At 63.4% G+C, this 18574-nt stretch carries 20 protein-coding genes; 13 read left to right on the top strand and 7 right to left on the bottom strand.

Annotation, left to right across the window (positions count from 1 at the left end; genetic code table 11):
- Positions 1–28: 28 nt before the first annotated feature.
- Complete coding sequence (gene cynR, locus P0D80_RS06275) at positions 29–943, bottom strand: transcriptional regulator CynR (RefSeq protein WP_408176599.1); 915 nt, start codon at positions 941–943, stop codon at positions 29–31.
- Between the two features lie 123 nt (positions 944–1066).
- Here cynR and P0D80_RS06270 point away from each other — a divergent pair, with 123 nt between their 5' ends.
- The gene (locus P0D80_RS06270) at positions 1067–1726 is read left to right on the top strand and encodes a carbonic anhydrase (protein WP_408176598.1); all 660 of its coding nucleotides are present in this window, start codon (positions 1067–1069) and stop codon (positions 1724–1726) included.
- 27 nt (positions 1727–1753) lie between these two features.
- Positions 1754–2224, top strand: coding sequence for a cyanase (gene cynS / locus P0D80_RS06265; RefSeq protein WP_132374363.1), 471 nt, complete (start codon positions 1754–1756; stop codon positions 2222–2224).
- Positions 2225–2420: 196 nt separating this feature from the next.
- Here the strand turns inward: cynS and P0D80_RS06260 are convergent, their stop codons facing one another.
- The gene (locus P0D80_RS06260; RefSeq protein WP_408282116.1) at positions 2421–3170 is read right to left on the bottom strand and encodes a sulfite exporter TauE/SafE family protein; all 750 of its coding nucleotides are present in this window, start codon (positions 3168–3170) and stop codon (positions 2421–2423) included.
- Positions 3171–3320: 150 nt separating this feature from the next.
- Here P0D80_RS06260 and P0D80_RS06255 point away from each other — a divergent pair, with 150 nt between their 5' ends.
- Positions 3321–4205 (top strand): LysR family transcriptional regulator, encoded by an 885-nt coding sequence (locus P0D80_RS06255; protein ID WP_408282114.1) that lies wholly within the window; start codon positions 3321–3323, stop codon positions 4203–4205.
- Between the two features lie 162 nt (positions 4206–4367).
- A complete protein-coding gene (locus P0D80_RS06250) occupies positions 4368–5345 on the top strand; it encodes a PDR/VanB family oxidoreductase (RefSeq protein WP_408282111.1) in 978 nt (325 codons plus the stop codon).
- A gap of 49 nt (positions 5346–5394) precedes the next feature.
- Here the strand turns inward: P0D80_RS06250 and catC are convergent, their stop codons facing one another.
- The 3 genes from catC to P0D80_RS06235 form a co-directional block, all read right to left on the bottom strand.
- Positions 5395–5685, bottom strand: coding sequence for a muconolactone Delta-isomerase (gene catC, locus P0D80_RS06245; RefSeq protein WP_012433151.1), 291 nt, complete (start codon positions 5683–5685; stop codon positions 5395–5397).
- Between the two features lie 140 nt (positions 5686–5825).
- Complete coding sequence (catA, locus tag P0D80_RS06240; protein ID WP_408282107.1) at positions 5826–6734, bottom strand: catechol 1,2-dioxygenase; 909 nt, start codon at positions 6732–6734, stop codon at positions 5826–5828.
- 55 nt (positions 6735–6789) lie between these two features.
- Complete coding sequence (locus P0D80_RS06235; protein WP_408282103.1) at positions 6790–7947, bottom strand: muconate/chloromuconate family cycloisomerase; 1158 nt, start codon at positions 7945–7947, stop codon at positions 6790–6792.
- A 103-nt stretch (positions 7948–8050) separates the two neighbouring features.
- Between P0D80_RS06235 and P0D80_RS06230 the strand changes: the two genes are divergently transcribed.
- On the top strand, positions 8051–8938 hold the full coding sequence (locus tag P0D80_RS06230) for a LysR family transcriptional regulator (protein ID WP_132374357.1): 888 nt from the start codon (positions 8051–8053) through the stop codon (positions 8936–8938).
- A gap of 13 nt (positions 8939–8951) precedes the next feature.
- On the opposite strand, the gene P0D80_RS06225 is transcribed toward P0D80_RS06230, so the two are convergent.
- Positions 8952–9872 carry a LysR family transcriptional regulator gene (locus tag P0D80_RS06225; RefSeq protein ID WP_132374356.1) on the bottom strand — a complete coding sequence of 307 codons (921 nt, stop codon included), beginning with the start codon at positions 9870–9872 and terminating at the stop codon, positions 8952–8954.
- A gap of 104 nt (positions 9873–9976) precedes the next feature.
- On the opposite strand from P0D80_RS06225, the gene P0D80_RS06220 reads away from it, so the two are divergent.
- From P0D80_RS06220 to P0D80_RS06205, 4 genes are read left to right on the top strand one after another with little or no spacing between them, the layout of a single operon-like run.
- Positions 9977–11260: an aromatic ring-hydroxylating oxygenase subunit alpha gene (locus P0D80_RS06220; RefSeq protein ID WP_408282100.1), complete on the top strand. Its 1284-nt coding sequence runs from the start codon at positions 9977–9979 to the stop codon at positions 11258–11260.
- The gene (locus tag P0D80_RS06215) at positions 11257–11757 is read left to right on the top strand and encodes an aromatic-ring-hydroxylating dioxygenase subunit beta (protein WP_408282096.1); all 501 of its coding nucleotides are present in this window, start codon (positions 11257–11259) and stop codon (positions 11755–11757) included. The genes P0D80_RS06220 and P0D80_RS06215 overlap by 4 nt, the downstream gene beginning before the upstream one ends.
- 31 nt (positions 11758–11788) lie before the next feature.
- Positions 11789–12172, top strand: coding sequence for a tautomerase family protein (locus P0D80_RS06210; RefSeq protein WP_408176587.1), 384 nt, complete (start codon positions 11789–11791; stop codon positions 12170–12172).
- Between the two features lie 39 nt (positions 12173–12211).
- Positions 12212–13528 carry an MFS transporter gene (locus tag P0D80_RS06205; protein ID WP_408176586.1) on the top strand — a complete coding sequence of 439 codons (1317 nt, stop codon included), beginning with the start codon at positions 12212–12214 and terminating at the stop codon, positions 13526–13528.
- Positions 13529–13535: 7 nt separating this feature from the next.
- Here P0D80_RS06205 and P0D80_RS06200 read toward each other — a convergent pair whose 3' ends face one another.
- Positions 13536–15032 carry a PAS domain-containing sensor histidine kinase gene (locus P0D80_RS06200; protein WP_408282093.1) on the bottom strand — a complete coding sequence of 499 codons (1497 nt, stop codon included), beginning with the start codon at positions 15030–15032 and terminating at the stop codon, positions 13536–13538.
- Between the two features lie 239 nt (positions 15033–15271).
- Here P0D80_RS06200 and P0D80_RS06195 point away from each other — a divergent pair, with 239 nt between their 5' ends.
- The 4 genes from P0D80_RS06195 to P0D80_RS06180 are packed head-to-tail and all read left to right on the top strand — an operon-like array spanning position 15272 to position 18529.
- The gene (locus tag P0D80_RS06195) at positions 15272–16444 is read left to right on the top strand and encodes an acyl-CoA dehydrogenase family protein (protein ID WP_408282090.1); all 1173 of its coding nucleotides are present in this window, start codon (positions 15272–15274) and stop codon (positions 16442–16444) included.
- Positions 16445–16504: 60 nt separating this feature from the next.
- Complete coding sequence (locus tag P0D80_RS06190; protein ID WP_408282088.1) at positions 16505–16882, top strand: hypothetical protein; 378 nt, start codon at positions 16505–16507, stop codon at positions 16880–16882.
- Positions 16883–16892: 10 nt separating this feature from the next.
- Positions 16893–17408 carry a nuclear transport factor 2 family protein gene (locus tag P0D80_RS06185; protein WP_408282085.1) on the top strand — a complete coding sequence of 172 codons (516 nt, stop codon included), beginning with the start codon at positions 16893–16895 and terminating at the stop codon, positions 17406–17408.
- Positions 17405–18529, top strand: coding sequence for an amidase (locus P0D80_RS06180; RefSeq protein WP_408282082.1), 1125 nt, complete (start codon positions 17405–17407; stop codon positions 18527–18529). The genes P0D80_RS06185 and P0D80_RS06180 overlap by 4 nt, the downstream gene beginning before the upstream one ends.
- Positions 18530–18574 lie beyond the last annotated feature (45 nt).

The raw sequence follows: 18574 nt of genomic DNA, 5'->3' as shown, positions 1-18574 counted from the left end.
AGTGTAGGCGGTTCAAACCGTCAGCGTTTCACAAAACAGCCTTTGCGCGCCGCCCACCTGTTTCAGCCGCACGCTCTTCGAGCGCGAGCTCAATGAAGGCCCGCGTTGCCGCGTTCCGATACGCGCCCTTGCGCAATAGCAGCGCAGCCGTACGCTGCGGCAGAGCCGGCTCCAGCTGCACGAGAAACAGATCGCTATGCTCGCGCGCGATCGCGGCCGGCAGCAGCGTGGCGAGTGCACTGCGGCGCACGATCTGAACGACCGCGCCAATCGAGTTCACCTCCATCGCGATGCGCGGCGAAATGCCGTGCTGTCTGCAATATCGATCGATGTACTGACGCGTTGCGAACTCTTCGTTAAGCAGCACGAGTGCTTCGTTTTCAAATTGACTTAGCTTCAACGCGGAACGACGCTTCGCATACGGGTGCGCGTTGCCGACCACCATCGCCAGTGCTTCGACGAATAGCGTCTGCGTCTCGATGTCGGGTGTGTGCGTTTCGTCGAATGCGATGCCGATGTCGAGCGCATCTTCGTTCAGCAACGCCTCCATCCTGTCCTGCGGCATTTCGAGGATGTTCAGCGTGATGTTCGGATAGCGGCGGTTGTACTTCTCCAGAAGCGGGCCGATCAGGTAGGCGGTGAATGTCGGCGTCATCGCGAGACGCAGCGAACCGCGGCTCAACTCCTGTACGTCGTGAATCGCCCGCTTGCCCGCCTCCAGGTCCTGCAGCGCGCGCTGCGCGTAGTGCACATAGGCCGTGCCGGCATCGGTCAACTGGATCGTGCGGCCGGACCGGTCGAGCAATTGCACCCGCAACGTGTCTTCCAGTTGCCGGATCTGTTGCGACAGCGTCGGCTGCGACACGTGCAGCGCCTCGGCCGCGCGCGTGAAATTGCGGTGCTCGGCGACTGCAAGAAAATATCGGATGTGCCTGAGCAGCATGATGTCCTCTCGTACTATTGGTCTTCCCTATCGAGAGAATAATAAACCAGTCTTGGACGCTATAGTTTGATCGGCGCATTGTTCATCCATCGATTCCCAACCCACACCCCGATGGAGCGAACCATGCAAGACATCATCGACGGCTTCCTGAAGTTTCAGCGCGACGCCTTTCCGCAGCGCTCCGAGTTGTTCAGGAAGCTGGCCACGAGCCAGCACCCGAGTACCTTGTTCATTTCGTGCTCGGACAGCCGGCTGGTGCCGGAACTCGTTACGCAGCGCGAGCCCGGTGATCTGTTCGTGATCCGCAACGCGGGCAATATCGTGCCGTCGTACGGCCCGGAGCCGGGCGGCGTGACCGCCACGGTCGAGTACGCGGTCGCCGCGCTCGGCGTCACCGATGTGGTGATCTGCGGTCATTCCGACTGCGGCGCGATGACGGCCATCGCGACCTGCAAATGCATGGACCATATGCCTGCCGTGCGCAACTGGCTGCATTACGCGGATTCCGCGAAAATCGTCAACGAGGCGCGCGAGCACAAAAGCGAACGCGACCGGGTCGACTCGATGGTCCGTGAAAACGTGATCGCGCAACTCGCGAACATCAAGACCCATCCTTCCGTGCGGCTCGCCCTCGAACAGGGACATCTGGCGCTGCACGGCTGGGTGTACGACATCGAAACCGGCTCGATCGATACGCTCGACGGTTCGACGAACCGCTTCGTTTCTCTCGCGGAACATCCGCATGCATGTGCCACCCCGGCTCGACTCAACGTCGCGGCCTGACTTTACTTACCCTCGAGGAAATTCATCATGACGCAATCCCAATACAGCCAGGCCCCGCGTGAAGCCCTGACCGACGCGATCATCGACGCAAAGGTTCGCAAGAATCTGACGTTCGAGCAGATCAACGAAGGCACGGGTCTGAGTCTTGCATTCGTCACCGCCGCGTTGCTCGGCCAGCATCCGCTGCCAGCAAACGCCGCCAAGGTCGTGGCCGACAAACTCGAACTCGGCGAAGACGCGGTGCGTCTGCTGCAAACCATCCCGCTACGCGGCAGCATTCCGGGCGGCGTGCCGACCGATCCGACCATCTACCGCTTCTACGAGATGGTGCAGATCTACGGTTCGACGCTGAAGGCGCTGGTTCACGAGCAGTTCGGCGACGGCATCATCAGCGCCATCAACTTCAAGCTCGACATCAAGAAAGTCGACGATCCGGAAGGCGGTCACCGTGCCGTCATCACGCTGGACGGCAAGTATCTGCCGACCAAACCGTTCTGAGGCGGGCGTGGAGCCGTTCTGGTGAGAACGGCTCCATGAATGGCACTGCCACCGCTTACGACGCAGTGAATTCAGCACTTACGCAGCAACATGATCTGCGCGGCCACGCTGGCCAGCACCGCCAGCGCGCCGAGCGTATCCAGAATAATGGGCCACACGATTTGCTCCTTCCACGTTCGCTTTCACTACTGCCTGATTAAACGAATGCGCGCGCCATCAATTGAATGCCCAGTCCGAGAAGGCAGATAAAGAACCAGCGCCTGAACGTTTGCGCGCTAATGCGTCCACGCACGCGCTGTCCGATCCACATGCCGAGCAGCGCCGGGACCACGGCTAAGAGCGATTCGCGCAGATCGCCGGCGGCAAATGCGTGCTCTCTGGTAAGTCCGATCGCCAGCGCGATGGTCGACACCGTGAACGACAAGCCGAGCGCCTGCACCAGATCCTCTTTCTTCAATGCCAGCCCCTGCAGATACGGTACTGCCGGCACGACAAACACGCCAGTGCCGCCGGTGACGACGCCCGTCACCACGCCGATCGCCGGCGACAACCAGCGCTCGTGCCGCGCCGGCACTGAAAAGCGCCACGCCAGCAAACCGGCCACGGCGTAGAGCGTCAACGCGGCGCCGAGTCCGACCACGGCCCACTCGCCGCCCCCGCCCGCAATGAACGACGCGGCCGCGACCGTTCCGGCGACGATGCCCAGCATCATCGGCCACAAGCGTTTGAGGAGCGCCCGCACGCTCGGACCCGCGAACAGTTGCCAGACGTTCGTTACGAACGACGGCAACAGCAGCATCGCGGCAGCCTGCGCCGGCAGCATCAGCGTGCCGAGCACACCCATGGCGACGGTCGGCAGTCCCATGCCGGTCACCCCCTTGACGAAGCCGGCGACCACGAAAGTCGCGGCGACCACGCCCGCACGCATTGCAAACGAAGAGATCATCGGAATGTTGTTATTGAAGTGATGTCGGCAATTTTCAATCGCCGCGAGGACGGCCACAATGCGTAAGATACTTACTGTGACTTAGGCTGGGGCTAAGGCTGTGACCACAGGCTGAGCCTCGCCCACAACCGAACAACAACCCGTTCCTCCATGCGCTTCGATCTCATCGATCTACGCCTGTTTCTGCATATCCTCGAAACCGGCAGCATCACTCACGGCGCCGCGCGCGCGAACATGTCGCTGCCGTCGGCGAGCGCGCGGCTGCGCGGCATGGAAGACGCGCTCGGCATGCCGCTGCTCGAACGCGGCCGACGCGGCGTCGAATCCACGCCGACCGGCGACACGCTCGCGCATCACGCGCGGCTCGTACTCGGGCAGATCGAAAGAATGCAAGGCGAACTGGGCGAGCATCAGGAAGGCCGCAAAGCCTGCATACGCCTGTGGACCAACACGGCGGCCATCACCGAGTTCCTTCCCGCCACGATCGGCCTCTTTCTGCGCGATCACCCCAATGTGCAGATCGACCTGAAGGAGCGTCAAAGCAGCGAGACGGTCAAAGCGGTGCTGAGCGGCGCGGCTGAAATCGGCATCATTTCCGATGCGGTCGAACATGGCGCGTTGCAGACCTTCCCCTTCGCCATCGACAAACTCGTGTTGATCACGAGCCGCGACGACGCGCTCGCCACCCGCCGCCGCACAACGCTCGCGGAAGTGGCGGACAGGGAGTTCATCGGACTGAGCGCGGACAGCGCGTTGCAGGCCTACCTCGGCGAGCGCGCGCTGCTGGCCGGCCAGCCGCTCAGCTTCCGCACCCACGTGCGGACGTTCGACGCCATCTGCTGCATGGTCGAACAAGGTGCCGGCGTGGGAATCGTGCCGGCCACGGCGGCGAAGCGCTATCGCGGCACGCCCGGCATCCGCACGATCGAGCTGACCGATAGCTGGGCCGCGCGCCAGTTGCTGATCTGCATGCGCGACCTGAACGCAATGCCGCGACCGGAAAAGGCGTTGGTGCGGCATCTGGCCGGGATTTGAAGCTACGGTCTGGTGCGTCTGCGCCGCAGCATTATCAGTCTAATTTATCTGACTAACCATTTTTAATCGATTTGCCTGATTTAGCGCGGTTTCCTATCCTTGACGCACAACCGCATGCGGCTCGCTGCATGCGCCGTCCGCCTCTCTTTTGCCGGCAAGATCATGGAAAGAACCACCTTCAACGTGCGCGTCGATAGCGTTCGCGACGAAGCGCATGGCGTGCGCTCGTTCAGCGTCTCGCGCCTGGACGGGCAACCGTTCGATCACTACGAACCCGGCGCGCACATCGACGTCACCGGACCGTCCGGCGTCACGCGACAGTATTCGTTGTGCGGCGACCCGGATCAGCGGGACGCGCACTTGTTCGCCGTGAAGCGCGAAGACACGTCACGCGGCGGCTCGCGTTCACTGCATGAGGATGTCACGGTCGGCAGCGAATTGACCATCGGCGCGCCGCGCAATCTGTTCCAACTCGCGCCGGGCGCCGAAGAACATATTCTGATCGCCGCCGGTATTGGCGTCACGCCGCTCCTGAGCATGGCGTACCGTCTGCTCAAGCAGCAGCAGCGCTTCGTGTTGCACTATTTCGCGCGTAGCGCGGAGCACGCGGCGTTCTTGCCGCTGCTCTCACGCGCGCCGTTCAGCGATTATGTGAAGCTCCACTTCGGCGTCGCGCGCGAGCAACTCGATGCGGTGCTCGGCAATTGTTTTGTGAATGCGCGCGAAGGCACGCACGTTTACACCTGCGGGCCGGCGCCTTTCATGGAACGTGTGGTGGCGATTGGCGAAACGCATGTCGCGTCAGAAGCGATTCATCTTGAACGCTTTGCCGCTGAGCCGGCTTCAACCACGAACTCCGAATCGGTCACGCTCGATACCTTCGACGTGCAGATCGCGAGCAGCGGCGCGACCGTGCGCGTGGACAAGGACACGACCATCGTCGCGGCGCTGGCGTCGATCGGCATCGAAGTGGATACGTCGTGCGGTGAAGGCGTGTGCGGCACGTGCATGGTCGACGTGGTGAGTGGCACGCCCGAGCATCGTGACCATTGCCTGAGCAAAGCGGAACGCACGAGCGGCAAGGTGATCTGCTGCTGCATTTCACGCGCCGCGTCGCCGGTTCTGGTGCTGGATCTCTAAAGCATCAACAAGGTGCTGCGTTCGCAGCACCTTTCACAACCGCCTCGTCTTACCGGTCGTCGTCGCGAATCGACGACGCATGCCGGCACAGCGCGCGCACTTCCACATCCATATACGGAAACAGCGGCAACTGGCTCAGCACGTCATGCAGATGCGCGGGGCTCTCCACGTCGAACACGCTGATATTTGCGTAGCGGCCGGCAATGCGCCACAGATGCCGCCACACGCCCTCCTGTTGCAGCCTTTGCGACATCGCCTTCTCATCGGCCTTCAGGCGCGCGGCGCGTTCGGCATCCATATCGGCCGGCAGGTGGACGGTCATCTCAACGTGAAACAGCATGCTTGCTCTCCTCTCTGATCGGTAACAAAAAAGCCCTGGCGGCCCGGCCAATCGCGCCGCGCAACCAGGGCCGACAGATTCGTGCGATATGTCCGGGCGTTTTCTCTCAGGTGCCCGGTTTCAGCCCTGCGAAAGCGGCATCAGGCTTCAGCGCGCAGACGCTCCACTTCGGCGTCCGGCAGATTGTCGCGGTCCTTGAACAGCGTGAAGTCAAAATCGATCAGCGCGAAATTGCCGTCTACGCCATACGGTGTGCCTTCGGCGCCTTCAGCCTGCTTGACCGCCGGCACGAGGCCGTCGCGCGTGGCGAATGCAAAGTCGTCCCACAGATACGGATCGCCGTCGATATTGATCTGCGTGGTCAGCTTGCGGAAGCCCGGCGCGGAAACGAAGAAGTGAATATGCGCCGGACGATGCCCGTGACGGCCGAGTTGATCTAGCAACAGTTGCGTCTGGCCTTGCGGCGGCACGCTATAGCCGACCGGCACGACGCTGCGGAAGCTGTATTTGCCTTCGGCGTCGGTACGGATCGAACGGCGCAGATTGAAGGCCGGCTGCGATTTATCGAAGTACGAGTAGTTGCCGAGATGGTTCGCGTGCCACACTTCGACGAGCGCGTGAGCGAGCGGCTTGCCGTCTTCGCCCAGCACGCGGCCGCGCATGATCAGCGTCTGGCCCGGATCGGTGCCGTCGTCGAGGCGCGCATGCCCATCGGAGACCGGCGCGCCGGCCACATACAACGGGCCTTCGATCGTGCGCGGCGTGCCGCCTTCGATACCGGCCTTCGCCTCCGCTTCATCCAGACGCAGATCGAGAAAATGCTCGAAACCCAGACCCGCGGCCAGCAGACCGAGTTCGCCGCTCTTGCCGGCGTCGCCGAGATAGTTCAGCGCGGTCCAGAATTCGGCGGGCTGCACGTCGAGGTCTTCGATCGTATAGAACAGGTCCTGCACGATCCGGTTGACGATCTGCTTGGTGCGCGGATTGCCTTCGCTGGTGGCGCTGTCGTTGATTTTATTGAGCAGCGCGTCGATAGCTTGCTTGTTCATGGGGTATCTCCTTCGATTGATGTTCTGGATGGCTAACGGATGAGCCTTCAGTGCTTCAGTTCGTGGTGACGCTGGCGCCTTTGCGCGTATCGCGCCGCAGGCGGTCGATCTTGTCCCAGTCGAGCGTGATGCCAAGACCCGGACCTTGAGGCAGATGCAGCGCGAAATTCTCGTAGCGCAGCGGTTCGGTGAGGATCTCTTCGGTCAGCAGCAAGGGGCCGAACAGTTCCGTGCCCCACTTCAACTCGCCGAAGGTGCTGAAGAGTTGCGCCGAGGCGATCGTGCCGACCGCGCCTTCGAGCATCGTGCCGCCGTACAGATCGATATTCGCGGCCGACGCGATGGCCGCCACGTGCGCCGCGCCCACGAGGCCGCCCGATTGCGCGATCTTCACGGCGAACACATCGGCGGCGCGCGCGCTGGCAACGGCGAACGCATCGGCCGGGCCGTGCAGTGCTTCGTCGGCCATGATCGGCACCTGCGCGAGGTCGGTCAGACGCTTGAGGCCCGCGCGATTCTCCGCCGCGATGGGCTGCTCGATCAGCGTCACGCCCGCATCGGCAAACCGCCGCGCGGCCCATATCGCCTCCGATTCGCTCCACGCCTGGTTCACATCAACGCGCACTTCGCCGCGTCCTTCCAATGCTTTTCTGATCGCGACGACATGCGCCACGTCCTCGGCAACCGCACGCGTGCCGATCTTCAGCTTGAACACGCGATGGCGCTTCGTTTCATACACCTGCTCGGCTTCGTCGATATCGCGCTGCGTGTCGCCGCTCGCGAGCGTCCACGCCACCTCCACGGAATCGCGCACGCGCCCGCCGAACAACTCCGACAGCGGCACGCCGAGGCGTTGTGCCTGCGCATCGAACAAAGCCGTTTCCAGCGCGGATTTCGCAAAACGGTTGCCCTGAAACAGCTCGCGCAGTTTCGCCATCGCGGCGCCCGGACGCGTCGCGTCCAACCCTTTGAGCAACGGTGCGAAATAGGTATCGATGTTGGCCTTGATACTTTCCGGGCTTTCCTCGCCGTAAGCGAGGCCGCCGATCGTGGTGCCCTCGCCCACGCCGACCAAGCCGTCCGCGCAACGGATGCGCACCAGCACCAGTGTCTGGCAGTTCATCGTTGCGACCGAGAGGCGATGCGGACGGATCGTCGGTACGTCGACGAGAATCGTCTCCACACTCTCGATCTTCACGGGTGTTGCTATCATTCGTTGCCCTCCTGAACTGCTTGACCGGGAGCCCCAATAGTAAAAACAACCCGCGAAGCAGTCCAACACCGATTCCGACTACTTCCATACCGTAGGGGTATGCATGGAACTACGCCAACTCCGCTACTTCATCGCGGTCGCGGAAGAGATGAACATCACGCGGGCCGCCCATCGCCTGCATATGACGCAGCCGCCGCTTAGCCGCCAGATCCAGCAGATCGAGGAAAGCGTCGGGCTGGCGCTGTTCGAGCGCGGTTCGCGGCCGCTGCGACTGACCGAAGCCGGGCGGATTTTCTATACGCAGGCCAAGCGCCTCGTCGACGAGGCGGACGAACTCGCCCCGCTCACGCGGCGCCTCGCGCAACTGGCCGAGCGCGTCGTGATCGGCTTCGTGCCGTCGACGCTGTACGGCGCGCTGCCCGCCGTGATCCGCGCGTTTCGCGAGGCGGCGCCGCATATCGAACTGTCGCTGATCGAGATGTTCACGATCGAACAACTCGCGGCGCTCAAGGGCGGCCGTATCGACGTGGGCTTCGGCCGCCTGCGTTTTGACGATGCACAACTCGCGCGCGAAGTCCTTCTAGAGGAAAGAATGATTGCCGCACTGCCGCAAGACCATCCGCTCGCCCGGCAGAAGAAGCCGCTAACGCTCGCAGCCCTCGCGCAGGAAACCCTGATCGTCTACCCGAGCACGCCGCGCCCGAGCTATGCCGACCAGCAGCTATCGGCCATGCACGACCATGCGCTGGAGCCGAAAGCGATCCACGAAGTGCGGGAATTGCAGACCGCTTTGGGTCTGGTGGCGGCGCAAGTGGGCGTGTGCCTCGTGCCGGAAAGCGTGGAAGGTCTGCGCGCGCACGGTGTGGTGTACCGGCCCATTCCGGCGGCCAATATCGCTTCGCCAATCATCATGAGCCGGCGTCAGCAGGATGAATCGCCGACCACCACACTGCTGTGTTCGATCGCACGAGACCTGTTCAAACGCGCCTGACGCGGCCCGGCAGTCACTTCTCATCGAAGCGCCGCACGATATCCCCCATCAGATTGCGCAGCCACACGTTGCCCTCGTCCTGATCGAAATGCTCGTGCCAGTGCATCGTAACCGCCGCGATCGGCAAGGTCACGGGCAACTCATAGATCTGAAAGCCGCCGTCGCGATTGAAAATATGCGCGAGACGCCGCGGCAGCGTGGCGAACAGATCGGTGACGGCCAGCACACTTGGCAAGGCCACGAAATGCGGTAGTTCCAGCGCGATATGACGCCCGACGCCTTGCGCGCGGAATTCGTCGTCGAGCGCATGGTGGCTGTGCTCGACCGAGCTGATCTGCACGTGCGACGCATCCAGAAACGCCTTCAGGCTCAGGTCCTTCGTGCGCGGCAGGCCGCGGCGCTTCCTCGTCATACACACGTACGTCTCTTCAAACAGCGCCTGATGCCGTGTACGCGCGGTCAGCGTGGGCAGATTGCCGATGGCGAAATCGAGCCGGCTCGCGCGCAGTGCGTCTTCCATTTCCTCGACCGGCAACGGCTCGATGCGCAATCTCACACGCGGCGCCTGCCGGTGCAAAGCCTCGCAGATCGGCGGCAGATAGGCCAGTTCGCCCGCGTCCGAGAGCGATAGCCGGAACGTGCGCGTGCTCACCGCCGGGTCGAAATGCTCCGCGTAACGCAGCGCTTCGCGCACCGTATCGAGCGCGCGGGACACGATAGTGGACAGTTCCAGAGCGATCGGCGTGGGCTGCATGCCGGCCCGCGTGCGGATGAACAGCGGATCGTCGAACAGCGTGCGCAAACGCCCCAGCGAATAGCTGATGGCGGGTTGCGACAGCGCCAGCCGCTCGCCCGCGCGGGTGAGGCTGCGTTCTTCGACGATCGCCTGAAAAACGCGCAGCAAATTGAGGTCGACGTGGTCCAGCGAGTTCATCGAGATATCCATGCGGTTGATTTTATATTTCATTTTAGATCAATTTGACGCATATCAACGAGTCGGCGAGACTGCGCTTCATCGACCACCCCACCTACACAGCCATGAGCGAATCCTCATATCAGACCGTCGACACGAGCGCGTTATTTCAGCGCGCGCAGTCCGATCGCGTGGCCCCGTCGCTGTACTACGACCCGGCTGTCTTCGAAGCGGAACTCGAGCGCATTTTCTACAAGACGTGGATCTGGGTCGCGCACGAAAGCGAGCTGCCGAATCCGGGCGACTTCCGCACCACCACGATCGGCCGTCAGCCGGTGATCGTGGTGCGCGACAAGAGCGGCGCCGTCAACGTCCTGCAGAACCGCTGCCGTCACCGCGGCGCGACCGTCTGCGAACAGCACAAGGGCAACGCGAAGGGCTTCACGTGCCCATATCACAGTTGGACCTATGGCCTCGACGGCGCATTGCGCGCGTTGCCATACGGCGACGGTTACGAAGGCGTGGTCGACAAGACCGAACTGCCGCTCGCCAGTCTGCGCGTGGGCATCTATCAAGGCCTGATCTTCGCGAGCTTCAATCAGGAGATCGAGCCGCTCGAAGATTTCCTCGGCGGTGCCAAGCCGTGGATCGATCTGTTCATGAAGCAAGGCGCGGGCTATCCGATCAAGGCTAACGGCGAGCATCGCTTCCGCTTCAACGGCAACTGGAAGATCCAGCTCGAGAACACCACCGACCTGTATCACTTCCCGGTAGTCCACAAGTCCTGGATGAAGTCGATCGACGACGAAACCGCCGCCGCGATCACGAGCTTCATGACGAGCGACGAAGCCTTCTGCCGCTCGCTCGGCAACGGTCACAGCCTCGCCGTGCTGGTGCCGGAAATCGTCGATCTCGACAAGGACGACGGCGCGCCGATTCCCGAGCGCTTCGAAGAGCTCGCTGCATCACTCGCGAAAGACCACACGTCGGAAGAAGTGCGCCGCATCGTGCGCTCGCTGATGGGCGTCGGCTTCAATCTGAACCTGTTTCCGAACCTCGCGCTGTCGATGGCGTTTTTCCGCGTGCTGCGGCCCATTTCCGCGAACGAGACCGAGATCCGTCACGTCGCGCTCGCCATGGACGGCGGCCCCGAGGAAGCGAACCGCGTGCGTCTGCGCATTCACGAACACTTCCAAGGCCCGTTCGGTTTCGGCAGTCCCGATGACGCCGAAGCGTGGGAGCGCGTGCAGCGCGGCTCGCATGCGGGCCCCGATCTGCCGATTCTCGTGAACCGCGGCTTGAATCGCGAGAGCGCAGCGCCAAACGGCGAAAAAACCGCCCACGCCACCGACGAAACCGGCATGCGCGAAGCGTACGCGCAATGGCGCACGATGATGGAGCAAGCATGATGGACGACAGGAACACGCTGTTTTCGCAGAAGACATTCGCCGGTGCGATCGAACTGATCTGGCGCGAAGCCGAACTGCTGGATCGCAAGGACTATCGCGAGTGGCTCACGCTGTGGGACCCGGCGGGCTTCTACGTGGTGCCGATCGATCACGACACCACCGACTTCGCCGCCACGCTGAACTACGCATACGACGATCAGGACATGCGCGAAAAACGCGTGCAACGCATGACGTCCGGCTATTCGGCCTCGGCGAGCGACGCCGCCCGCACGGTGCGCACCGTGTCGCGATTCACACTCACGAGCGACGCCGGCGATGAAGTCACGGTGAATTCGGCGCAAGTCATCGTTGCCTATAAACGCGGCAAGTCGACGCTGTTCGCCGCGGACCTCACGCATCGCATCAGTTTCGCGAGCGGCGAGCCGCGCATCGTGCAGAAGGTGATCCGGCTGATCGATTCGACCGAAGCGTTGAGCGCGATCGGTTTCCTGCTCTGATCTCCTGGCCTTTGAAACTACGAGCGCAGCGATGCCCACATTAGAAGTTTTTTTGCCGGAAGGTCACGAAGTGGCGCGCAAGGCGGAGTTGATCGCGGGTCTCACGCAGGCTACCGTCACTGCAATCGGCGCACCCGCCGAATCGGTGCGGATTCTGCTGAGTGAATTGCTGCCGCATGATTTCGGCTGGGGTGGCGTGAGCAATGCGAACACTCGGGCACCGCTTCTCACCATCGTGGCGATCCTCATCACCGGCCGCACGCCCGCGCAAAAAGAAGCCTTGATCGCCGCGCTCAGCAAAACCGGCGCGGACGTGCTCGACACGCCGCTTGCCGCCGCCCGCGTGATGATCAAGGACATTCCGAATACCGATTTCGGCATTGGTGGCCAGACTGCGAAATCACTCGGACGTTAGCGCCTTCCCCATTAACCACCGCGAACAGCGAGCACGACGATGCAAAACGACACGTTTTCTCCCACGGCCGGAGCGCCTCCTGCATCCGCGGCACCGGCCACCTCGCGAACATTGCGGCGGATCATCGTCGCCTCCGTGCTCGGCAACGCGCTAGAGTGGTACGACTTTTTTCTATACGGCACCGCCGCCGCACTGATCTTCGGACCGTTGTTCTTCCCGCTGCATGGCGACCCGCTGCTCGGCACGCTCGCCGCATTCGCGGGCTTTGCAATCGGTTTCCTCGCGCGCCCGCTGGGCGGCATCGTATTCGGCCATATCGGCGACCGGCACGGCCGCAAACGCGCGCTCGTCATCACGCTGATGATGATGGGCGTGGCGACCTTCGGCATCGGCCTGTTGCCCACCTTCTCGCAAGTTGGCTTTCTCGCGCCTGCCGCGCTCGTGTGTCTGCGGGTCGTGCAAGGCATCGCATCCGGCGGCGAATGGGGCGGCGGCGTGCTGCTGATCAGCGAGAGCGCGCCGGCCAATCGTCGCGGCTACTATGCGGCGTTCAGCCAGTTGGGCGTGGCGGGTGGCTTCGTGTTGTCGGCGGCCGCGTTCTATCTGGTGCAGCGCTTGCCGGTCGAAAGCTTCATGTCGTGGGGCTGGCGCGTGCCGTTTCTTGCCAGCGTGCTGATCTTCGGCGTGGGCGTGTACATTCGCCGGCGCTTGCCGGAAAGCCGTGACTTCACGGCCGCCAAACCGAAGCATATGCCGGTGCTGACGGTGCTGCGCAATCATCCGAAGCAGGTCTTGCAGGCGATGGGGCTGCGCGTCGCCGAAAACGGCGGGACGTATATCTTTCTTTCGTTCGTGCTGGTGTACGGCAAGACGATCGGCGTGCCGGTTTCGGTGATGCTCGGCGGCGTGATGGTCGCCATGCTGCTCGAACTCGTGACGATCGTGTTGTGGGGGCGTCTGTCGGATGTGATCGGGCGGCGGCCGGTGTATATGATCGGCGCGCTCGGCCTGGTGGTGATCGCGTTTCCCGCGTTCTGGCTGATCGACACGCATCAGCCGATGCTCGTGTTCCTGTCGCTCGTGCTCGGACTGCCGTTCTGCCACGCGGCGATGATCGGCACGCAACCCGCATTGATGGGCGAACTGTTTCCCACGGAAGTGCGTTATTCGGGCATGGCACTCGGTCACGAAATCGCTTCGGTCTTTTCCGGCGGACTCGCGCCGCTCGTCGCCACCGCGCTGTATGCGAAAGTGCGCGCGCCGTGGCCGGTCGCGCTGATGCTGATCGGCTTCGGCGTGATCACCGCGCTCACGCTCGTGACGATTCCCCGCAACACCAGCACCACGCATGATTGAGCTGCGATCAGCCGGGCGGCGCGGCGACGAGAGGAATCGAGAAGCTGCATTCGAGCCCGCCTTGCTGCGCCGGTTTCGCCCAGATCTCGCCGCCGTGCCGCGTGACGATGTTCTTGCACAGCGAGAGCCCGATGCCATTGCCGCCCGCTTTCGACGAAGAGAAGCCGTCGAAGAGCCGGCCGTGTGCATCGGCGGGAACGCCTGGGCCGTTATCGATGACCTGGGCGATCGCGTACTTGCCGCGCAGGTGCGTGACGAGGCGAAGCTCCCGACGCTGCGCTGCCGCGCCTTCGTTGGCCCCTTCTCCAAGCGCTTCGATCGCGTTGAAGGCCAGATTCAACACCACCTGCCCGATCAACACGCGCTCGACATAAATAGGCAGCGGCTCCGGGGCCTGCTCGATCTTGAGCGTCACACTCGCCTCGCGAGCACGCAGTTCGATGAAGTACGCCACATCCGCGAGCACCTCGCGCAGGTCCGCATGCGTCTCGCTCGGCTCGCGCTTGACGATGTAATCGCGCACGCTCTTGATAATCAACGCCGCATGTTCCGCCTGACGATCGGCGCTGCGCAGGCCCCACACGGCGTCGTCGATCGAAGCGGGTTGCGCGAGCCGCCGGATCGCGCCTTCGATAAAGTTGCGCACGGCGGCAAGCGGCTGGCTCAGTTCATGGGCGATCGCTGTCGCCATTTCCCCCATCGCGTTGTAACGCCCCGCATATTCGAGCAAACGCGCTTCGTTGCGCCGCGCTTCTTCGACGGCGACTTCGTCCGTCACGTCGCGAAAGTGCAGCAGCCGCCCATTCAGGTCGTTTTCGATCTCGATACGCCGGCACGTAATGCGCAGCCAGCCCGCCGTACCGTCGCGGCGCGTGATGCGGTAACGCTGCGGCGCCGACGGTTGAATCCGCGGTGCGTCGGCAAGCTGGTCGAGCAGACGCCTGCGGTCTGGCTCACTGCAATAGTCGAGCACGTCCCCCATCGGCGCGCCCTCTTCCAGGCCGAGGACGCGCCGGCCGGACTCGCTGACGAACTCCACTTCGCCCGTGGGCGTCAGCACCGCGACGCCTTCGCCGAGATCCTGCATGAATTCGCGCAGCCGCGATTCGTAGCGGCGCAGCGTTTGCTTGAGTGTGTCTTCGGCGCTGATATCGCGGAACTGCACCATCACCACCGCACGCTCGCGAAGCGGCACGTAAGTGGCGATCGCTTCGGACAACATGTCGGCACCGGTGCGCGAGCGGTAACACCACTCATACACCTGCGGGCCTTCGGTGATCGACCGGTCCATCGCGCCGACGCCGATCTCGCGGCGGTACTTCGGCACCGGACGCGTCATGTCCTTCGCCTTGAGCGGCAACAATTCGGCGAGCGTAAAGCCGAGTGCCTCACAGGCCGCGCGATTGGCCCACACGATCGCCTTGGTCTCGGCGTCGTGCAGCAGCACGCACAGCGTGAGCGCGTCGAGCAGGCGGTGGAAGTCTTCTTCGGCGGGGAAATTCATCGGGTGGTACGGCACACAGGTTCGATCACGTATGGGCAGAAACATAACACCAGTGCGCGCATTGCGCGTCTGAAGATTTCTTTAGATGAACCCGGAGCGTTACCTAAAACTGAGGCCCGCGTCCCAATTGAAGCGTTCTTTTTGCATTTCTAGACTGGTCTGAACCTGCACGGCGCGTCATGTCGAGCACCAACGCGCCGCGAGTTTGAGCCAATAACGAATCAAGGAGAAACCCCGTCATGTCCGACACCGCCACCGCCGTTGCTGCCGATCAATCGAGCCCATCGAATGCCGCCCGTTTGACGCTCGACGAAGTGATCGCCGAGATCGCCGCGCGCCGCGACGAGTTCGACCGTCTCTCGCATGTGCCGCGCGACGTGATCGCCAAGCTCAAGCGCGCGGGCATCTATCGCGCTGCCACGCCGCGACGTTTCGGCGGCGACGCGCTCGCTCCCGCCGCGTTTCTCGACATGATCGAGCGCATCGCGGTAGCGGATGGCTCAGCGGCGTGGGTTGCGAGCTTCGGCTCGGCCAATGTCTACCTGGCGGCGCTACCGCTGCACACCCAGGCGGAAATCTACGCCGACGGCCCCGATCAGGTGTTCGCGGGCGGTCTCTTTCCGGTGCAACCGGCGCAGCCCGCGGAAGGCGGCTGGCGTGTGAACGGCACGTGGAAGTTCGCGAGCGGCTGCAAAGGCGCAGACTGGCTCGGCGTGGGCATCGGCGCTGGCGCCCCTGGCACCGGCGGCAAACCGCGTACGGCCGTGTTCCGTCCGCATCAGGTGGAGATCGTCGAAAACTGGGACGTGGTCGGCATGCAGGGCACCGGCAGCCACGATCTGCGCGTCTCCGACCAGTTCGTCGCCGACGATTGGACCTTCGTACGCGGCGGCGAACCCTGCGTGGACGAACCGCTGTATCGCTACCCGACTATCGCCTACGCCGCGCAAGTGCTCGCCGTGGTCAACCTCGGCCTCGCGCGCGCCGCGCTCGACGTCGCCAACCACATGGCCGGCGGTCGCAAGACCACGACCGGCGCGCCGCAACTCGCCGACCGCGCTTACTACCGCATCGAACTCGCGAAAGCGGAGGCACAACTGCGCTCGGCGCGTGCATTTTTCTACGACACGACCAATGAAGTGTGGCAATCGATCCTCGCCGGCAATCCCGTCACTGCCGATCAGGTGAGCCTGCTGCGCCTCTCGGCGACGCAGATCGCCCGCGAAGGCGCCGATGTCGTGCAGCGCGCTTACCGGCTCGGCGGCACGATGGCGATTTATCGCTCGCATCCGTTGCAGCGCTTGTTGCGCGACTCGATGGTCGTAACGCAGCACGCGTTTCTCGGCGAAGGCAACTACGACGGCGCCGGCGCGGTGTTCGTGGGCGTGCCGCCGATTCCGGGCTACCTGTAAGCCATTTTCTAATCGATCACGATCCACCCACATCACTACGATTGAAAGGAACAACACCTCATGTCCGATACTTCAACGCTGCCGCTGCGTGTTCTGTTCTGCTGCGGCGTCACGCAGAATTTCTTCGACTTGCCGCGCGAACAGATCGGTGAAGTCTGGCAGGCTTACGGCAAGATGCTGGCCGCGGTCGAAGCGATGGAAGGCGTCAAGGTGCTCGGCATCATGGACGACGACCGCCTCACGGTAGGCCATGCCGACAACTCGCCTTGGACCTTCTATATCATGGCCGACGTGCGCGATTTCGACACCACCGTAGCCGTGTGCAATCTGTATCGCACCACGCCGGTGGGCGAGTACAACCTGTGGCGCTACGGCAAGATCGAAGCGCGTGTCGGACGTGCGCTGCAAGTGCCGCCGCAACATGCCAACGCCGCTTGAGCGTGCCGCAATGAACGCGAACCAGGATACGCTTGCCATATTGACCGAACGGCTCGCCGCGCTCGAAGCCGAATCGGCCGTGCGCCGCACGATGGCGCGCTATATGGCGCTATGCGACGTGCCGTCCGGCGCGCTCGAAGGCGAGACGCTCGCGGCGCTGTTCTCCACCGACGCGATCTGGGAAGGCATCGGCCCACAGTACGCGAACAAGTTCGGCCGCCTGACGGGCCACGCTGAAATTCTCGCGATGCTCACGCGCTACCTGCCGCCCTCGCCGCATTTCTCGGTGAACGTGCACTTCCTCACGTCGGAAACTATCGACGTGCAAGGCGCGAGCGCGAAAGGCCGCTGGATCATGCTGCAGGCGTCCGGCTATGTCGATGCGCAAGCCGAACTGATCTCGGCGCGCCTGGAAGTGGATTTCGCGCCTGCCGGCAACGGCCGCGACTGGCTCATCACGCACTTTCGCACGGAGCGCCTGTTCGACGCGCCGTGGCAAGTCAATGCAAGGAAACCGCACCCATGAACGAGTTTATCCACACGCTGTCGTTAGGCGGCACCGGCCCGAGCATCGCGATCAAGGACACGATCGACATCGCCGGTTACGCCACCACCGCCGCGAGCCGCGCACTGGCCGATACGCCGCCCGCGCAAAAGCATGCCGAAGTCGTCGAACGATTGCTCGCGGCCGGCTGGCACATCGTCGGCAAAGCGAACATGCATGAGCTGGCGTTCGGCATGACCGGCATCAACGACTACACCGGCACGCCGCAGAATCCGCAGGACGCGGCGCGCATTCCGGGCGGATCGTCGAGCGGATCGGCGGCGGCAGTCGGACTGAAGCTCGCCGACGCCGCGCTCGGCACCGACACCGGCGGCTCGATTCGCGGCCCCGCCGCATGTTGCGGCGTGATCGGTTTGAAGCCCACCTTCGGGCGCGTGTCGCGACTCGGCGTGGCGCCGCGAGAGTCCACGCTCGATTGCGTTGGACCGTTTGCACGTGACATGCGCATGCTCGTTGCCGCGATGCAGGCCATCGCCGCTAACTTCGATGCGAACGCCGCGCACGCGTGGCAAGGCGCGTGCAAAGTCGGCATCGTGCAGGCCGACGCCGCGCCCGAGATCCTCGAAGCTGTAACACGCGCCGCCGATCAAGCCGGCTGCACCGCGCACGCGCTGCCGCTCGCCGGCCTCGCCGCCGCGTTCGACGCGGGTGTCGCGGTCATCAATGTCGAGACTTCGCGCGCGTTCGGTCATCTGGTGGCCAGTGGCAAGCTCGGCGCGGATCTCGACGCGCGCCTGCGCGCCGCGGCCAACACCACCGCCGCGCAACTCGATGCGGCCGAACAGGTGCGCCGCGACTTCACCGCGGAAGTCGATCACGCTTTAAGCAATGTCGACGTGCTGATTCTCCCCACGCTGCCCGCCCTGCCGATCACACTCGACGAAGCACGCGGCGGCAAGTCGGTGATCGCGATGTCGTCGCTGATCCGGCCGTTCAATCTGAGTGGCCATCCCGCATTGAGTTTGCCGCTGCCGATCGGCGGTTCGCCGCTCAAGGCAGGTCTGCAGATCGTCGGACGCAAGGGTCAGGACGAGCAGGTGTGCGCGATCGCGGCGCGTTTCGAGGCCGCCCTCGCCGCTTGAATCGCTTGAGCCATGCCTCGGGCCGTTCGAACGGCGGCCGATTTT

Origin of the sequence: Paraburkholderia sp. RL17-373-BIF-A (assembly GCF_046030175.1) — a bacterium.
In the GTDB taxonomy this organism is placed as follows: Bacteria; Pseudomonadota; Gammaproteobacteria; order Burkholderiales; family Burkholderiaceae; genus Paraburkholderia.
The sequence above is the reverse complement of the archived record's forward strand: the minus strand, read 5'-3'. Positions and strand labels throughout refer to the sequence as shown.